General features: G+C 69.9%; 13 protein-coding genes. 10 read left to right on the top strand and 3 right to left on the bottom strand.

The features are described 5' to 3' along the window. Positions 1-236 precede the first annotated feature (236 nt). The 6 genes from STROP_RS11875 (at position 237) to STROP_RS11850 (ending at position 7,639) form a co-directional block, all read left to right on the top strand. Entirely contained in the window at positions 237-1,760 is a 1,524-nt protein-coding gene (locus tag STROP_RS11875; protein WP_187151546.1) for an MFS transporter, read from the top strand. Positions 1,761-1,777: 17 nt separating this feature from the next. Beyond that, a complete protein-coding gene (locus STROP_RS11870) occupies positions 1,778-2,350 on the top strand; it encodes a TetR/AcrR family transcriptional regulator (protein ID WP_012013589.1) in 573 nt (190 codons plus the stop codon). Positions 2,351-2,894: 544 nt separating this feature from the next. Next, the gene (locus STROP_RS11865) at positions 2,895-4,211 is read left to right on the top strand and encodes a GNAT family N-acetyltransferase (RefSeq protein WP_012013588.1); all 1,317 of its coding nucleotides are present in this window, start codon (positions 2,895-2,897) and stop codon (positions 4,209-4,211) included. Positions 4,212-4,657: 446 nt separating this feature from the next. Beyond that, the gene (locus tag STROP_RS11860) at positions 4,658-6,091 is read left to right on the top strand and encodes a hypothetical protein (RefSeq protein WP_012013587.1); all 1,434 of its coding nucleotides are present in this window, start codon (positions 4,658-4,660) and stop codon (positions 6,089-6,091) included. Positions 6,092-6,191: 100 nt separating this feature from the next. After that, complete coding sequence (gene def, locus STROP_RS11855; RefSeq protein WP_012013586.1) at positions 6,192-6,695, top strand: peptide deformylase; 504 nt, start codon at positions 6,192-6,194, stop codon at positions 6,693-6,695. A 164-nt stretch (positions 6,696-6,859) separates the two neighbouring features. Then, complete coding sequence (locus STROP_RS11850; RefSeq protein WP_012013585.1) at positions 6,860-7,639, top strand: endonuclease/exonuclease/phosphatase family protein; 780 nt, start codon at positions 6,860-6,862, stop codon at positions 7,637-7,639. A 63-nt stretch (positions 7,640-7,702) separates the two neighbouring features. Here the strand turns inward: STROP_RS11850 and STROP_RS11845 are convergent, their stop codons facing one another. After that, positions 7,703-8,269: a hypothetical protein gene (locus tag STROP_RS11845; RefSeq protein ID WP_012013584.1), complete on the bottom strand. Its 567-nt coding sequence runs from the start codon at positions 8,267-8,269 to the stop codon at positions 7,703-7,705. A 297-nt stretch (positions 8,270-8,566) separates the two neighbouring features. After that, positions 8,567-9,166: a TetR/AcrR family transcriptional regulator gene (locus STROP_RS11840; protein WP_037329590.1), complete on the bottom strand. Its 600-nt coding sequence runs from the start codon at positions 9,164-9,166 to the stop codon at positions 8,567-8,569. A 162-nt stretch (positions 9,167-9,328) separates the two neighbouring features. Here STROP_RS11840 and STROP_RS11835 point away from each other — a divergent pair, with 162 nt between their 5' ends. Continuing rightward, on the top strand, positions 9,329-9,652 hold the full coding sequence (locus tag STROP_RS11835; RefSeq protein ID WP_026275366.1) for a GYD domain-containing protein: 324 nt from the start codon (positions 9,329-9,331) through the stop codon (positions 9,650-9,652). 29 nt (positions 9,653-9,681) lie between these two features. Here the strand turns inward: STROP_RS11835 and STROP_RS11830 are convergent, their stop codons facing one another. Beyond that, positions 9,682-10,800: a bifunctional NAD(P)H-dependent oxidoreductase/GNAT family N-acetyltransferase gene (locus STROP_RS11830; RefSeq protein ID WP_012013581.1), complete on the bottom strand. Its 1,119-nt coding sequence runs from the start codon at positions 10,798-10,800 to the stop codon at positions 9,682-9,684. A 31-nt stretch (positions 10,801-10,831) separates the two neighbouring features. On the opposite strand from STROP_RS11830, the gene STROP_RS11825 reads away from it, so the two are divergent. The 3 genes from STROP_RS11825 to STROP_RS11815 all read left to right on the top strand — a co-directional run bounded on the left by STROP_RS11825 (position 10,832) and on the right by STROP_RS11815 (position 14,454). Further along, positions 10,832-11,332: a MarR family winged helix-turn-helix transcriptional regulator gene (locus STROP_RS11825; RefSeq protein WP_012013580.1), complete on the top strand. Its 501-nt coding sequence runs from the start codon at positions 10,832-10,834 to the stop codon at positions 11,330-11,332. A 168-nt stretch (positions 11,333-11,500) separates the two neighbouring features. Continuing rightward, a complete protein-coding gene (locus STROP_RS11820) occupies positions 11,501-12,673 on the top strand; it encodes an MFS transporter (RefSeq protein WP_028565517.1) in 1,173 nt (390 codons plus the stop codon). A gap of 125 nt (positions 12,674-12,798) precedes the next feature. Continuing rightward, positions 12,799-14,454: an RCC1 domain-containing protein gene (locus tag STROP_RS11815; protein WP_012013578.1), complete on the top strand. Its 1,656-nt coding sequence runs from the start codon at positions 12,799-12,801 to the stop codon at positions 14,452-14,454. Positions 14,455-14,513 lie beyond the last annotated feature (59 nt).

Here is a 14,513-nt window from a genome sequence, read left to right as displayed (position 1 = left end):
CGAGCTCCTCACCCAAGTCGGTCACGAGTCTCTCGATGCGCTCGGCGGTGCAGCGGTGGCGTTCGACATCTCGCTGCCAGCGGCGTCGACGGCGAGGTTGTGTTCGAGTCGTCGCGACGAACTTCGCGCAGCTCAGGTACGGGTCCCTGCCCGGGAGACGTGTGACCGCCCCTGGGCTGGGGACGTGTGACCTGGTTAACCAGGCACCGTATCTATACGCCGAGTACAGTTACGGTATGCAAATTGCGGAAACGGACCGGAAGGCGCCGACGAGGGCGCAGCGGTGGGGGTTGCTGGTCACGGTCAGCGCGGGACTATTGTTGATCACGTTGGACCATTCTGTCCTGTACACCGCCCTGCCGACGCTGACGGCCGGTCTCGGGGCCACCGGCACGCAAAGTTTGTGGATCATCAACGCCTACCCGGTGGTGATGGCGGGGCTGCTGCTGGGCAGCGGCACGCTGGGCGACCGGGTCGGGCACCGACGGATGTTCCTGGTCGGGCTGTTCGTGTTCGCCGTCGCCTCCCTGCTGGCGGCGTTCGCGCCCAACACCGGGGTGTTGATCGCCGCACGGGCGTTACTCGCGGTGGGCGCGGCGACGATGATGCCCGCCACCCTGGCCCTGATCCGGGTGACGTTCCAGGTGGAGCGGGAACGCAACGTCGCGATCGCGGTGTGGGGTTCCCTGGCCGTGGTGGGTGCCGCGCTCGGCCCGATCGTGGGCGGGGCGCTGTTGGAGACGTTCTGGTGGGGTTCGGTGTTCCTGGTCAACGTTCCGGTCGCCGCCGCCGCCATGGCCGCGACGCTGCTCGTCGCGCCGCGCAACGACCCGGACCCGAGCAAGCGATGGGACCTGGTGTCCTCGTTGCAGGTGATGGTCGGCCTGGTCGGCGCGGTGTTTGCGATCAAGGAACTCGCACACCAACCGCCGTCGCCGACCGTGCTGACGATCGCGGTGCTCGCCTCGGCCGTCGGGCTTACCCTCTTCGTCCGCCGGCAGCGGCGCCTGGCCGACCCACTGCTGGACTTCGCGATCTTCCGTAACCCGGCCTTCACCTCGGGGGTGCTGGCCGCCGCGCTCGCCCTGTTCGCCATCACCGGGCTCCAACTGGTCACCACCCAGCGGTTCCAGCTCGTCGCGGGTTTCACCCCCCTGCAAGCGGGCCTGCTGGTCGCGGCGGTCGCGGCCGGCGCGTTGCCGACCGCGCTGCTGGGCGGCGCGGTCCTGCACCGCACCGGGCTGCTGCCACTGATCACCGGCGGCCTCACCCTCGCCGTCCCCGGCGTCATCCTCGTCGCCCTCGGCCTGCACGCTGGCCTCCCCGTCCTGGTCACCGGAATGATCGTCACCGGCGCCGGACTCGGCGCGACGATGTCCGTCGCCTCCACCGCGATCGTCGGCAACGCCCCCGTCCGCCGCGCCGGCATGGCGGCGTCCGTCGGGGAAACCTCCTACGAGTTCGGGGCGCTGACCGCCGTCGCGTTGCTCGGCAGCCTCGTCACCGTCGTCTACACCACCGTGGTCCGCCTCCCGCCCGGCGCGCCCACCGTGGCCGGCGACAGCCTGCCCGACGCCCTCGCCGCAGCCGGCGGCGACCAGGCCGTCATCACCGCCGCGCACACCGCCTACGACATCGGCTACCTGATCACTATCGCTGTCGTGGCCGTCGCCCTCACCGCCGGCGCGGCACTCACCGGACGACTCCTGCGTCACCACGGCCCCGGCACTGCATCCGGCGTCATTCCCGCCGAGCACTAACGGCAGAATGGCCGACCATGCGACCGAGCAAGCGGATCCTCATCCTCGATGCCGCCCTACGCGTCATCGAACGTGACGGCGTCACGGCCGTCACGTACGAGACCGTCGCCGAGGAAGCCGGCATCACCAAAGCAGGACTCGTCTACCACTTCTCCACCCGCGAGGCGCTCCTACACGCCGTGCAGGAGCGCCTCGCCACCCAATGGGAAGCCGCGATGACCAACGCGGCCGGCGGCCCCGCCGAGACGATCAGCGCAGCCCAACGGCTCACCGCCTATGCCACCGTCACCGCCCACAGCGCCACCCGCGCCGAACTCGAACTCATCTTCCACACCACCACCGAACCCGCGACCAGCACGCCATTCATCGACGTGATGAACCGCTGGACACCACCCACACCACACACCCCACCCCTGACCACCGACCAGCTCCGCGCGCTGATCGCGCGCCTCGCCGCCAACGGCCTCTGGCTCCACGAAACACTCACCGGCACACCCATGCCCGACCCGATGCGCCGATACCTCGCCCAGCACATCGCCGACCTCGTCCCACACCCGCCAGCACAACCAGCGAACCCAACCCCGGAATGACCCCGCCGACCCGCGACCAGCCCAGCGCCACGGATCTCAGCAACACGCCGAGAGCCACCAGCCCTCGACCGGCTCTTCATCGACGACCGCAACCCGCTACGCAAGCGGGTGCTACGGCGACCCCGCCATCACGAGCAGTCACCCGGGTGCGGGCCTAGATCAACTATTTGCGTTGTTTTGATCACTCCACCACCACCCACCGCTACTGGTGGTGGTGGCACCTGGAACCGCTACCCCGGAGGACGTGAAGGACGACGACATCCGCCGTGATAGTCCGCTGCCACAACGACCCGACAGTGTCCGTCCGCCTGCACGACCGTTCCTTTCCTGACGAACACGGCATCCGCGTCGCGGCGGACCTGGCAGGCCACCTCACCGCCCGCGCCACGTTCCCCCCAACCCCGGTCCGACCACGAAGCCGCTACGGCGTCACCCCGCAACCGCACCTCTGCTGTCGAACGCCGTGGGCTGCTGCACTGTTTGCGCACCCGACGTGTGCGGCGTCACGTCCTACGAGCGATCACCTGACGGTAGAACGTAAGGCATGACAAGCCTAAGTGACCGTTACAGGATTCGGCGTGGTCGCGAGTCGGACGTTGATCAGATCGCGCGACTACAGGCGGCCGTTCAACTGCAGGCGACCACCGGCGGAGAACCACACGCGGGGATCACCGCGTGGGTCCACGATCTACTGAGCGGGCATCCCTCGGTCACACTCGACGACTTCCTGGTCGTGGAGGACACCGCCACCGGTCGCCTGGCGGCCAGTCTGGTCGGTCTTCGTCAGGAGTGGAGCCTGGCCGGAATTCGGCTGCCGGTGATCCAGGTCGAGCTGGTGGGCACGGCACCGGAACATCGCGGCAACCAGCTCACCGAACGGCTACTCGCCGCGCTGCACGACCGCTGCGCGACTGATCGCGTGCCACTCCAGATCATCGAAGGGATTCCGCACTTCTACCGCCGGTTTGGCTACGACTACGCCCTGACCAACAGCGGCGCACCGACCGTGCCGGCCACCGCCCTACCGGACGCCCACCAGGGACGGTGGACCGTCCGCTCCGCCACCGCGGCCGACGCAGACGCCCTTGCCGACCTCGACCGACGGCAGGCAGACGGGGACGCCCTGGTCTGCCCACGCGACGCCGCCGTCTGGCGGTACGAGATTGTGGGCCGCCGTGCGGAGGATGTCGTTCGCCGTGAGATTGCCGTACTGCTGCACGGCGCGCACGTCCAGGGATATCTCGTGCACGGTACCGCGCTCTCCGCGGCGGGAAAGCTGACCGTGTTCGCCGCGACCTGCGAGCCTGCCGAGCGCTGGCCGGAGGCCGCCGCCGCGATGTACGCCTATCTCGGCCAGGTTGGTCGGCGCTACGCCGCGACGGCCCAGCGTCCGTTCCATGCAGTGCGCCCGCTGCTCGACGCGGACCATCTCCTGGCCCGGATCGGGCCCAGCGGGATACCAGCGCGCCCCGGAGCCTGGTACGCCCGAACCGGCGACCCCATCGAGTTGCTTGCCCGCCTCGCCCCGCTGCTACGCAGCCGTTGGCAGGCGGCCGATCTGCGGTGGCCCGAGCCCACACTCGTGATAGACACCTACACCGCGAGCGCTCACCTCGAGTTCGACGACGGTGAGCTGACGGCGGTGACGGCGAGACGGAGCAGCGTGGCGGGTCCGAGCGCTGACGCAAGTCCCCATGCCGCCATTCCACCAGGTGCCCTGCTGCATCTCACCGTTGGTCACCGCACCCTGCCCGAGGTGCTCGACGCCTGGCCGGACGCCACCGTGCGCGACGGCCTCACCGAGCAGTTCCTGACGGCGGCGTTCCCGCGAGTACCGGTGCGGGTCTGGCCCCGCAACTGACGGAGTCGCGGCCATCGTCGACGTCGTGCCCCCTGGCGCGCCTTCGATCCTGGCGTTGAGGGCGCCGCCAGGGGATCGGGCAGGTGCAGGTCGCCGTTGACCCGCCCGTCTGGTGAGACCGTCTAGGCAACTGTCGCGTGTTCGCACTCCAGGAGCTTCCCCGGCCGCCTCGTCGGGAGCAGCGGACAGTCGGATGAGCACCCCGCCTGCCAGGCGGGCGGTCCACACCATCGGCCGGCCGCGTGGTTGGTACGGGAGTGCATCTCAGCGGCTTCGACCACCAGAACCACCCTATGTGTGCCAGTTTCACACGTTTGATTCGTCTTTGAGGTCTTTGCGTGGCTTAGGGGGTTTTTGTGTACTTGACTCCTGTTGTGGCGTCACCACCGCTGCCACCGCACCCGGGTACCGCCCGGACCGACCCGCACAGAAAGCGATGAACGACGATGTTGCAGAGCAGGAGACTCCCCCGCCCGTCCGGGGTGCGCGGTCGACGCCGCGCACCCCGCGCCGTCGCGGCGGTCAGCGCCGTGGCCCTCACCGGAGTCGCTGGCCTGGCCGGCGCTGGATCGGCCACCGCGTACCAGCCCTCGCCCGACCGCGAGGTCACTGGTGGCCAGCCGCACCGTGAGTGGTCGAAGGTCGACGGCGAGTGGGGTGGTGACTGGGGAAAGGCCGGTCACTCGGGCTGGAAGGGTGATGGCCATGGTGACGGGAAGGACAAGGGCACCCCGGTGCCCTGCGACCCCAACGCGCTGATCGCCGCCATCACCGCGGCGAACCAGGCCGGCGGCGGCACCCTGCGCCTCGCCGAGAAGTGCGTCTACACCCTGACGGTCAACCAGGACGACAACGGACTACCCCCGGTCTTCCAGCCGATCACGATCTACGGCCAGGGCGCCACCATCATCCGGGCCGCCGCCGCCGACAACTTCCGCATCTTCGAGGTCATCACCGGCGGCGACCTCACCCTCAAAGACCTCACCGTCGCCGGCGGAAGGCTCGAGGGCAACAACGACGACGGCGGCGGCATCCGCGCTGGCGAAGGCACCCGACTGACCCTCGAACGCGTCACCGTCCGGGACAACATGACCCTGGGCGGCAACGGCGACGGCGGCGGCGTCTGGGGTGACCGGAGCAAAGTCACGATCACCAAGAGCACCATCACCCGCAACACCGCCGGCGATGAGGGCGGCGGCGTCTCCAGCGACCACGGCACCTTCGCGATCAGCAAGTCGAAGCTGACCAACAACACCGCCGGCACCACCGGCGGTGGGTTCTCCAACGACGAGGGCTCCGCCACTATCAGCCACACCCTGATCAGCGACAACACCGCTACCGACGGTGGGGGCGTCGACAACGACGGCGACCTCTCCGAGATCGTCCACAGCACCATCACCCGCAACACCGCCAGCGGACTCGGCGGCGGCATCTACGACAACGGCGAGGAAGCCCTTCTACTCCAGCACGTCAAGGTCGCCGAGAACACCGCCACCTCCGGTGGGGGGCTCTACCTCACCACCGATCTCGGTGTCACCGTTGAGGACAGCAAGATCGTGTACAACACCGCCACCACCGGCGACGGCGGCGGCATCGCCATCATCGGCGACGGCGGCGACCCCGTGGTGGCCCTGCGCCGTACCACCGTCTCCGGCAACCAAGCAGGCGGAGCGGCCGGCGGCATCTTCTTCAACCCCTCCGACCCCACCACCGTCCTCACCCTCACCGACGTCCGGGTCACCGACAACCTCGCCCAAAACGAACCCGGCGGCGTCTACAACAACGGCGTGATCGACGTCTTCGGCAAGGTCATCATCATCAACAACCGACCCACCAACTGCACCGGCAGCCCCAACCCCGTACCCACCTGCTTCGGCTGACCGACCTACTCGAGGTGCCCCGGCGGTGACCGCCGGGGCACCTCGCTGCTCTCGCGTCGGCCCGCCGTTCCCGCCCGCAGCAGGGCGATAGTCTCTGGGCATGACGATGCGCCCGATCCGGATCATCGGCGACCCGGTGCTTCGCACTCCCGCCGCGCCGGTCACCAGCTTCGATGCCGACCTACGCGCACTCGTCGCCGACCTGATGGACACGCTGCTCGGCGCCCCGGGTCGCGCTGGGGTGGCCGCCCCGCAGATCGGCGTTTCCGCCCAGGTGTTCGTCTACGACGCCGACGGCCACCGCGGCCACCTCATCAACCCCACGCTGGAACTCGGCGACGACCGGCAGGACGACGACGAGGGCTGCCTGTCGATCCCCGGCCTGTACTTCCCGACCCCGCGAGCCATGCGCGCCACCGCACGCGGTATGGACCAGCACGGGCAACCGTTGACCATCACCGGCACCGGTTTCCTCGCCCGCGCTCTGCAACACGAGACCGACCACCTCGCTGGCCGCCTCTACGTGGACACGCTGCGCGGGGAGACCCGTCGCCGGGCCCTGCGGGAAGTCCGCGCCGGCCACTACGCGCCGCGTAGTGGGTGACCTCCGCCCCTTCGCTGAGACACCGACCTGTGGCTGCGGTCGCCTCATCGTCCCCGACGTTGCCGCAGCCACAGGCCGACCGACCCGATCGCCACGAACACCAGCACCGAGCAGACGAACATTTTCACCACCGGCCCACCTTGCCACGGACTTAGGCTGATCCGGTGCGCCTGGCCACCTTCAACCTGCTGCACGGCCGGTCCCGCACCGACGGGCTGGTCGATTCGCGACGGCTCACCGCCGCGGTCGCCGCCCTCGATGCCGATGTTCTCGCCCTCCAAGAGGTCGATCGGGGTCAGGGCCGCAGCGGCAACCTGGACCAGACCGCCCTCGCCGCCCACGCCCTCGCCGCCTGCGAACACCGCTTCGCCGCCGCCGTCGTCGGTGAACCCGGCAGACAGGTCCGTCCCCTGACCCACGACGACGACGGCCATGACGAACCCCGCTTTGGTGTCGGCCTGGTCAGCCGCCATCCGGTCATCTCCTGGCAGATCATCCGGTTGACGCCGGCCCCGGTCCGCGCACCGGTCTACGTACCCGGATCGCGCGGTGGCCTCGTGCTGCTCCAGGACGAACCCCGCGTCGTACTCGCGGCGGTCCTGCGCACCCCGCACGGTCTCGTGACAGCCGCCGCCACCCACCTGTCGTTCGTCCCCGGTTGGAACGCCCACCAGCTGCGCCAGACCGTCCGCGCGCTGCGGGCCCTGCCCGCACCACGGATCCTGCTCGGCGACCTCAACCTGCCCGCCGGGTGCGCCCGACTCCTGACCGGATGGCATCCTCTCGGCCGCCGACCCACGTATCCGGCTGGACGACCCCGCATCCAACTCGACCACGTCCTCGCTGACCGGCAGGACCGCCATCGACTCCCGCCGGTGACGGCCGTGCGAACCCCGCTGTCGGTGATCTCCGATCACCGGCCCCTCGTGGTTGACCTCGGTTAACCGACGGCACTGGGCCCACGCCAACGCCGCCGGTGGTGGGGCCCAGCGTTGCTCCCGTCGTGCTCACGTCGCCCGGGGGCCGGGCAGCAGGTGCCCGAGGAGGAGCTTGAGGATCAGCAGCGGCGCCAGCCAGGCAAGCGCTGGCGGGGTGGGCAGGAGTGTGACCGCCACAACGAGTAGCCCAGCTGCGGCCGCGAACGCCAACGGGCGCTTTGACGTCGGACCGGCGGTGGCGACCACCACGGCGGCGGTGAGGGTGCCGGCGTAGAGCGTGATCGCGGTTGACCACGGGTACGCGGGCAGGATCAGCGCCAGGACGGGCAGATGGACGTGGGCCGCCACGAAGATCACCTGCCGGCGGGCGGCCGTGACGCCGGTATGGAACCGGCGCGACACCGCCGCGGTGGCGTTCACCACGGCCCCGCCGAAGAGATCGAAACCGAGGACCGCCAGCACCACGATGATCGGGGATGGGTAGCCCGCTGCGGCGCCGATGGCTGCGGCGACACCAGCGCCGACGAACGCGGTGAGGTAGCTGAGCCACCGCTCCATTCGGGTGCTGCCGGGGGCGATGAGCAGGTCGTTGAGCCGCGAGGCCACCCCCTGAGACAGGGGCACGGGAGTTGTCATGGGCATGTCCACCTTTCGAGACCGGAAGTGAGTCTTCCTTCACGATAGTGAACACATATGCACCTGTCGAGGGTGGGCCCGATGCTGCAGCACTCGGCGCCGTCTGGCTCGCGTTGGTGGCCAGCACCAGCTGGGTGTTGGCCGCGCCGGGCGGCTGGGACCTGCACTTCACCGGCCTCGGCCTGGTGTACAGCAACCTGTACGTGCTGATCGCGCTCGCCGGGCTGGTCGTACTCGCCGGATGGCTGCCCCGGCGAAGCGCCGTACGCCGGTGCGCGCGGCCAGCGTTACTCCACGTCAGCCGGACGGCTTCCGGATCGCGGCACCCGAATAGAGCTGGTCGATCGTGTCCCACCAGCGTCCGAGGCCGTCGCGACCCACCGGGTCCGTGCCGAGCACGTCGGCGATGCGATCCCGCAACAAAATGATCGACAGCTCGTGGGCCAGGAGCACGATCGAGAGCTGCGCCCGATCCGTGTCCTCGGCGACCGCGCCGGCCTCGGCCATGCGGCGCACGAGCGAGTCGGTGAACTCCTGCATCCTGCGGTAGGCCTCGACCGAGCGTGCCGTGTCGCCGATGAGCAGGTGCGCGAGGTAGCGGGTGGTTGCCGGCGCCCGGAGCGCGTCGGCCGAGGCGAGGAAGCAATCGGGTGGACCGGCTCCGTCGGTGCCGGCGAGCGCCTCCAACGCGTTGCCCAACAGGCCCAGCACGTGGGTGTCCACCGCGGCGACCAGACCGTCGCGGGACCCGTAGTGTTTGATGATCAGCGACTGCGAGACCTGCGCGCGCTCCGCCACCTGCTTGAGTGACGCCGCCGCCGGCCACTGCTCACCGAACAGCTCCAGGGCGACATCCCGAATGATCGCCTTCGCGGTGCGATCCTCGGGTACATACATGTTCACCACGGTAACAACCCGGCTGTCGCGCTCCGGCGACGCCCTGCCCGTCCATTCCTCTCCTGGGTACCGGCGGGGATCGGTGAGGCGTGGCGGGACGGATTGCGGGTACAGGGCGAAGCAGCGGGAGTTCCACACACGGTGAAAGGTGGTGCCAGCGTAGTGATGTTCCTGGCGATTGCGACCTACACCACCCAAGGTGTCAGCGGACTGGGCACGGAAGGAGGGACGCGGCGGGCCGAGGTGGTCCGGGCGCTCATCGAGAACTCCGGCGGACGGGTGGAGTCCCTGTACTTCTCGTTTGGCAAGCACGACGTGTACGTCTTGTGTGACCTGCGGGACAATGTTGTCGCCGCCGCGCTCAGCCTCGCCGTCCGCGCGGCCGGCGTTGGCGAGACGATCATGGTGCCACTGTTGACTCCCGAGGACATCGACGAGGCGGCGAAACTCCCGGTCACCTACGAGGCGCCCGGCCGTGCGGGGTGAGGCCGGCCGGGCGACGGCGGTGACGTGTGTTACTGGTCGCCCAGCACAGAACCTACCCGGACGTCACGAATGGCTGAGCGCGGGTGGGACACCTCCTTGCCGAGGCACATGGTTCCGGCCGGACCGGCGAGCGACATCGACTGATACCCCTCGCTGCGGTAGAGGTCGATGTTCCGCAGGCTCTTAGCGCCCGTCACCAGCAGGATGTGACGGCAGTCGGGATCGGCGATGGCTTCGGCGGTACGCAGCAGCCACCGGCCCAGGCCCTGGCCGCGCAGGTCGGGGACGACGGCGAGCCGACCCACGTGCCAGTCGGCGCCGATGCGACGGGCGCGCACCATCCCCAGGAGCCGGCCGTCGCGCCAGATACCCGTGGTGTGCCAGGTCGCCAGCCATTCGCGCACCTGCTCCGGCGACTCGTGCAGGGCGGGCATGTCCAGGGTGTCGTTGACGAGAGCCTCGTCGACCCAGCAGCATCGTTGCAGGACCGTCACCTCAGGCACGTCGTCACCGGTGAGCCGTCTGACATACGACCCTGGAAGCGGTCCGGACCCGGCCGACGCCTGTGTGCGTTCCCGCAGGGGCCGCAGGGCGTGGGCAACCCGGACCAGTTCGTCCAGGAGGTCCAGGCCCGCCCGGTCGCGGGCGACATCGGGCTGTAGTCGCCCGCGACTCGTGGCGTCACTGATGCGGATCGCGATCGTGGCGCCCAGCGGAACCAGGCGCAGCGCGGTCACCACCTGCTTGGCGTGTTGAACCGCCCGGGTGCCCGCCGACGTGTTGCCGTAGCTGACGAATCCGATCGGCTTCCACGCCCATTCGCGACGGAGGTAGTCCAGCGCGTTCTTCAGAGTCGCTGGCATCCCGTAGTTGTACTCCGGTGTGATCGCGATGAACCCGTCCGCCGCGTCGACGATTGCGCTCCAGCGACGTGTGTGCTCATGCTGGTAGATGCCCGACGACGGATGTTCCTCCTCGTCAAGAAACGGCAGGTTCAGATCGCCGAGGGCCACCGGGACCACCTCGACGCCGAGTTCCGTGGCGTGTGGGGAGATCGCTTCGACCAGCCATTGTCCAACCTGGGGGCCGAGGGCGCCGGGGCGGGTGCTGCAGATCAGCGCAAGGACACGAACCGGTTTCGTTAACATGGAAACAAAGTGTAGATGCTAGCTTGATTACATGTCAACAAAATCATCGAGCGAGGCCGTCCGCTGGTTGGACCCGCACCAGGAACGGGCGTGGCGGGCGTTCCTGCGCGTCATGGTCGTCGTCCAGACCGGCACGGCGCGCGATCTAGCCGTCCTGGGGCTCTCCGAACCCGACTACGAGGTACTGAGCACCCTGTCGGAACGGCCCGGACACACCAGCACCCTGGGGGAGCAGGCTGACAAGATGGGTTGGTCACGCAGCCGGCTATCGCGGCACGCCACCCGGATGGCGGCGCGTGGTCTCCTGAAGCGCACACCCGATCCAAACGATGGCAGGGGCTGCTTCCTGGTGCTCACCGCGCAGGGTCTTGACGCACTCAAAGACGCCGCACCGGCCCACGTCGAGTCGGTACGACGCCACTTCATCGACCGACTCGCCCCCGAAGACCTCGTCGCCATTGAACAGATCGCCCAGAAGCTAAAAGAACCCCAAGCCGGCGACGACCGAAATCCGCACCGCCCGACCGCATGATCGTCGGTAGGTGGCCCCACCCGGCGTCAAACTGTCCTCGGTTTGACCGCACCGCCTGAACTCCGGTGAAGTGAGGCTGTGCAAACTACTGACTCCCCGTCGGCGTCTCATGCCCCGGCGGACTACACCGATCGACCGCCGTCGCCAAGCTGGTCGCCGTGGCGGACGGTGATCGGATTCGGTGTGGTGAGCCTGGCCGCCGACATGGTGTACGAGGGCGCCCGGTCGGTGTACGGGCCGCTCCTCGCATCGCTGGGAGCGTCCGCACTGATCGTCGGCTTGATCACCGGTGCTGGTGAGGCGGCCGCGCTGGCGCTGCGGCTGGTGTCGGGGCCGCTGGCCGACCGGACCCGCCGTTACTGGACGTTGACGACCCTCGGGTACGCGCTGACGGCGGTGTGCGTGCCGCTGCTGGCGGTGACCCCGCGGTTGGGTGCCGCGGGGCTGGTGGTGGCCGCCGTGTTGATCGTGGCTGAGCGGCTGGGTAAGGCCGTGCGGTCACCGGCGAAGTCGGTGCTGCTGGCGGACGCTGCCGGCGCGGTGGGAATGGGCCGCGGAATGGGCGTCCACAAGGCCCTGGACCAGGTCGGGGCGTTCGCCGGCCCGTTGCTGCTGGCCGCACTCACCGCCGCCGCCGGTGGACTCCTGTGGCCGGGGCTGGCCGGGCTGGCGGTGCCGGGGGCGCTGGCGATGGTCCTGCTCGTGGTCCTGCGCCGTCGCGCCGGCATCGCGCACCCCCGCGACGTTGCCGCCGACAACCGGGAGGAGTACGTCGACCCCGCCGGGCGTGCCTCGCTGCCGGCGTCCTTCGGATGGTTCGCGGTGGCCTGTGCCCTGTGCACCGCGGGGCTGATGACCTTCGGTTTGATCGGGTTTCACCTGGCCCAGACCGGTCTGGTGCCGGCCGCGGGGGTGCCGCTGCTGTACGCCGCGGCGATGGCGGCGGCCGCCGTGGCCGCGCTCGCCACCGGTGCGGCCTACGACCACATCGGAGCCCGTGTCCTGCTGGTTCTGCCCATCCTGGTAGCCGTGGTGCCCCCGTTGGCGTTCACCACCGGCCTGGCGATGGCCGCCGGCGGGGTCCTGGCGTGGGGCGCCGCGCTGGGGGTGCAGGATTCCACCGTCAAGGCGTTCGTGGCCGACCTCGTGCCCCGGTCGCGCCGGGGCACCGCGTACGGCGTCTTCGCCGCCGTCCAGGCCGCCGGTGCGCTCGTCGGCGGCGTCGCCGCCGGCGCCCTGTACGACTCTTCCCGGGCCGGGCTCTTCGCCGCGGTCGCCGCCGCGCAGGCCACCGCGATGCTCATCCTGGTCCGCGTGTTGGCCCGTACCCGGCGCCGGTGACGCTGCGGCCCGGCTACCCGGCGAGGTTCTGTTTGGCGCATGTTCCTGCCGCTATCCGAGTGATAGGTGGTCAATAATGACCTCTGTCCTATTGACGGGCATTTGTCCGCTCGGAGGTGTGCACGATGCAGGGAATTCGTCAGCGGGATCTTCGAGACGCTTGCGCGCATCGGGCGCGACGTGCGCTGGCCGGGGGGTTCTGCCTCGCGCTGGTGGTGACGGTCACCCAGGCAGCCGGGGTGCTGCCGGCGGGCGCCCAGCGCACGCCAACCGCAGCCGTCGCGACGGACACCATCCTGGCCTGGGGCGACAACTCCTTTGGCCAGTTCGGGAACGGGACCACCGCCAGTAGCCGCACCCCGGTCCCGGTGCGGCTACCCGTGGGCACCACCGTCACCGCCATCGCCGGAAGTGACACCCACAGTCTGGCCCTGACCTCCGTCGGCACGGTGCTCGCCTGGGGTGGTAACTCCTTCGGTCAGCTGGGGGACGGGACCACCGCCAGTAGCCGCACCCCGGTCCCGGTGCGGCTACCCGTGGGCACCACCGTCACCGCCATCGCCGCTGGCACCAGCCACAGCCTGGCGATCACCGCCACCGGTGCGGTGTTCGCCTGGGGTGACAACGCCGTCGGTCAGCTGGGGGACGGGACCACCACCGACAGCAGCCTTCCGGTCCCGGTGCGGCTACCCGTGGGCACCACGGTCACCGCCATCGCCGGCGGTCTCGGCCACAGCCTGGCCGTCGCCTCCACCGGCGCCACCCTCGCTTGGGGTAGCAACGCCTTCGGCCAGTTGGGGGACGGGACCACCACCGGCAGCAGCACCCCGATCACCGTGCCGCAGCTGCCCACGGTCACCGCTGTCGCCGCCGGCGACGTCCACAGTCTGGCCCTGACCTCCACCGGCACTGTCTATGCCTGGGGTGCGAACTCCTTCGGCCAACTCGGCGACGGAAGCACCAGCGACAGCAGCACCCCGATCGCCGTCCGGGTGCCGGCCGGCACCACGGCCACCGCCGTTGTCTCCGGCGCCGACCACAGCCTGGCGTTAACCGCTGCTGGCGGCGCCCTCGCCTGGGGCGACAATGGGCAAGGCCAGCTCGGCAATGGGGCCACCGTCGGCAGCAGCACCCCGGTCGCCGTCCGGGTGCCCGGCGGCGCCACGCTCACCGCTGTCGCCATCCACCGCGACCACGCCGTGGCGGTGACCTCCACCGCCACCGCCCTCGCCTGGAGCAGAAACAACGAAGGCCAGCTGGGCAACGGGACCACCACCGACAGCAGCGAGCCGGTCGCGGTCAGCCTGCCCGCCGGCACCGCGATCACCGCCGTCGCCGTCGGCGACGACCACAGCCTGGCCCTGGTCGACGCGCAGGCGACCTCCACCACCACCCTGCGGATCTCGCCGCCGGACCCGACCGTGGATCAGGAGGTCACCCTCACCGCCACCGTCTCCTGCGACATCGCAGCGCCCACCGGCAGCATCACCTTCCGCACCAACAACACCGACCTCGCCACCGTGCCCCTGGACAGCAGCAGCACCGCCACCCACACCACCCGGCTCCCCGCCGGCGCCAACACCCTCACCGCCGCCTACACCAGCACCACCACCTGCCCCAACAGTCAGTCCGCGGCCACCACCGTCACCATCGCCGACCCCGACCTGCCCATCACCGGGGCCAGCCTGCCCCACCTGCTCGGCGCCGCCGCCGTGCTCATCCTCGCCGGCGCCGCCCTCCTCCACCTCGCCCGCCGACCCCGATCACACCAGCCGCGATGACCGCGCCTGGACCGGGTCCGCAGTAGGGGGTTAACCCCCCAACCCGGCCGGTGGCCTGC

Origin of the sequence: Salinispora tropica CNB-440, assembly GCF_000016425.1 — a bacterium.
In the GTDB taxonomy this organism is placed as follows: domain Bacteria; phylum Actinomycetota; class Actinomycetes; order Mycobacteriales; family Micromonosporaceae; genus Micromonospora; species Micromonospora tropica.
This window is presented reverse-complemented; position numbering and strand designations above follow the sequence as displayed.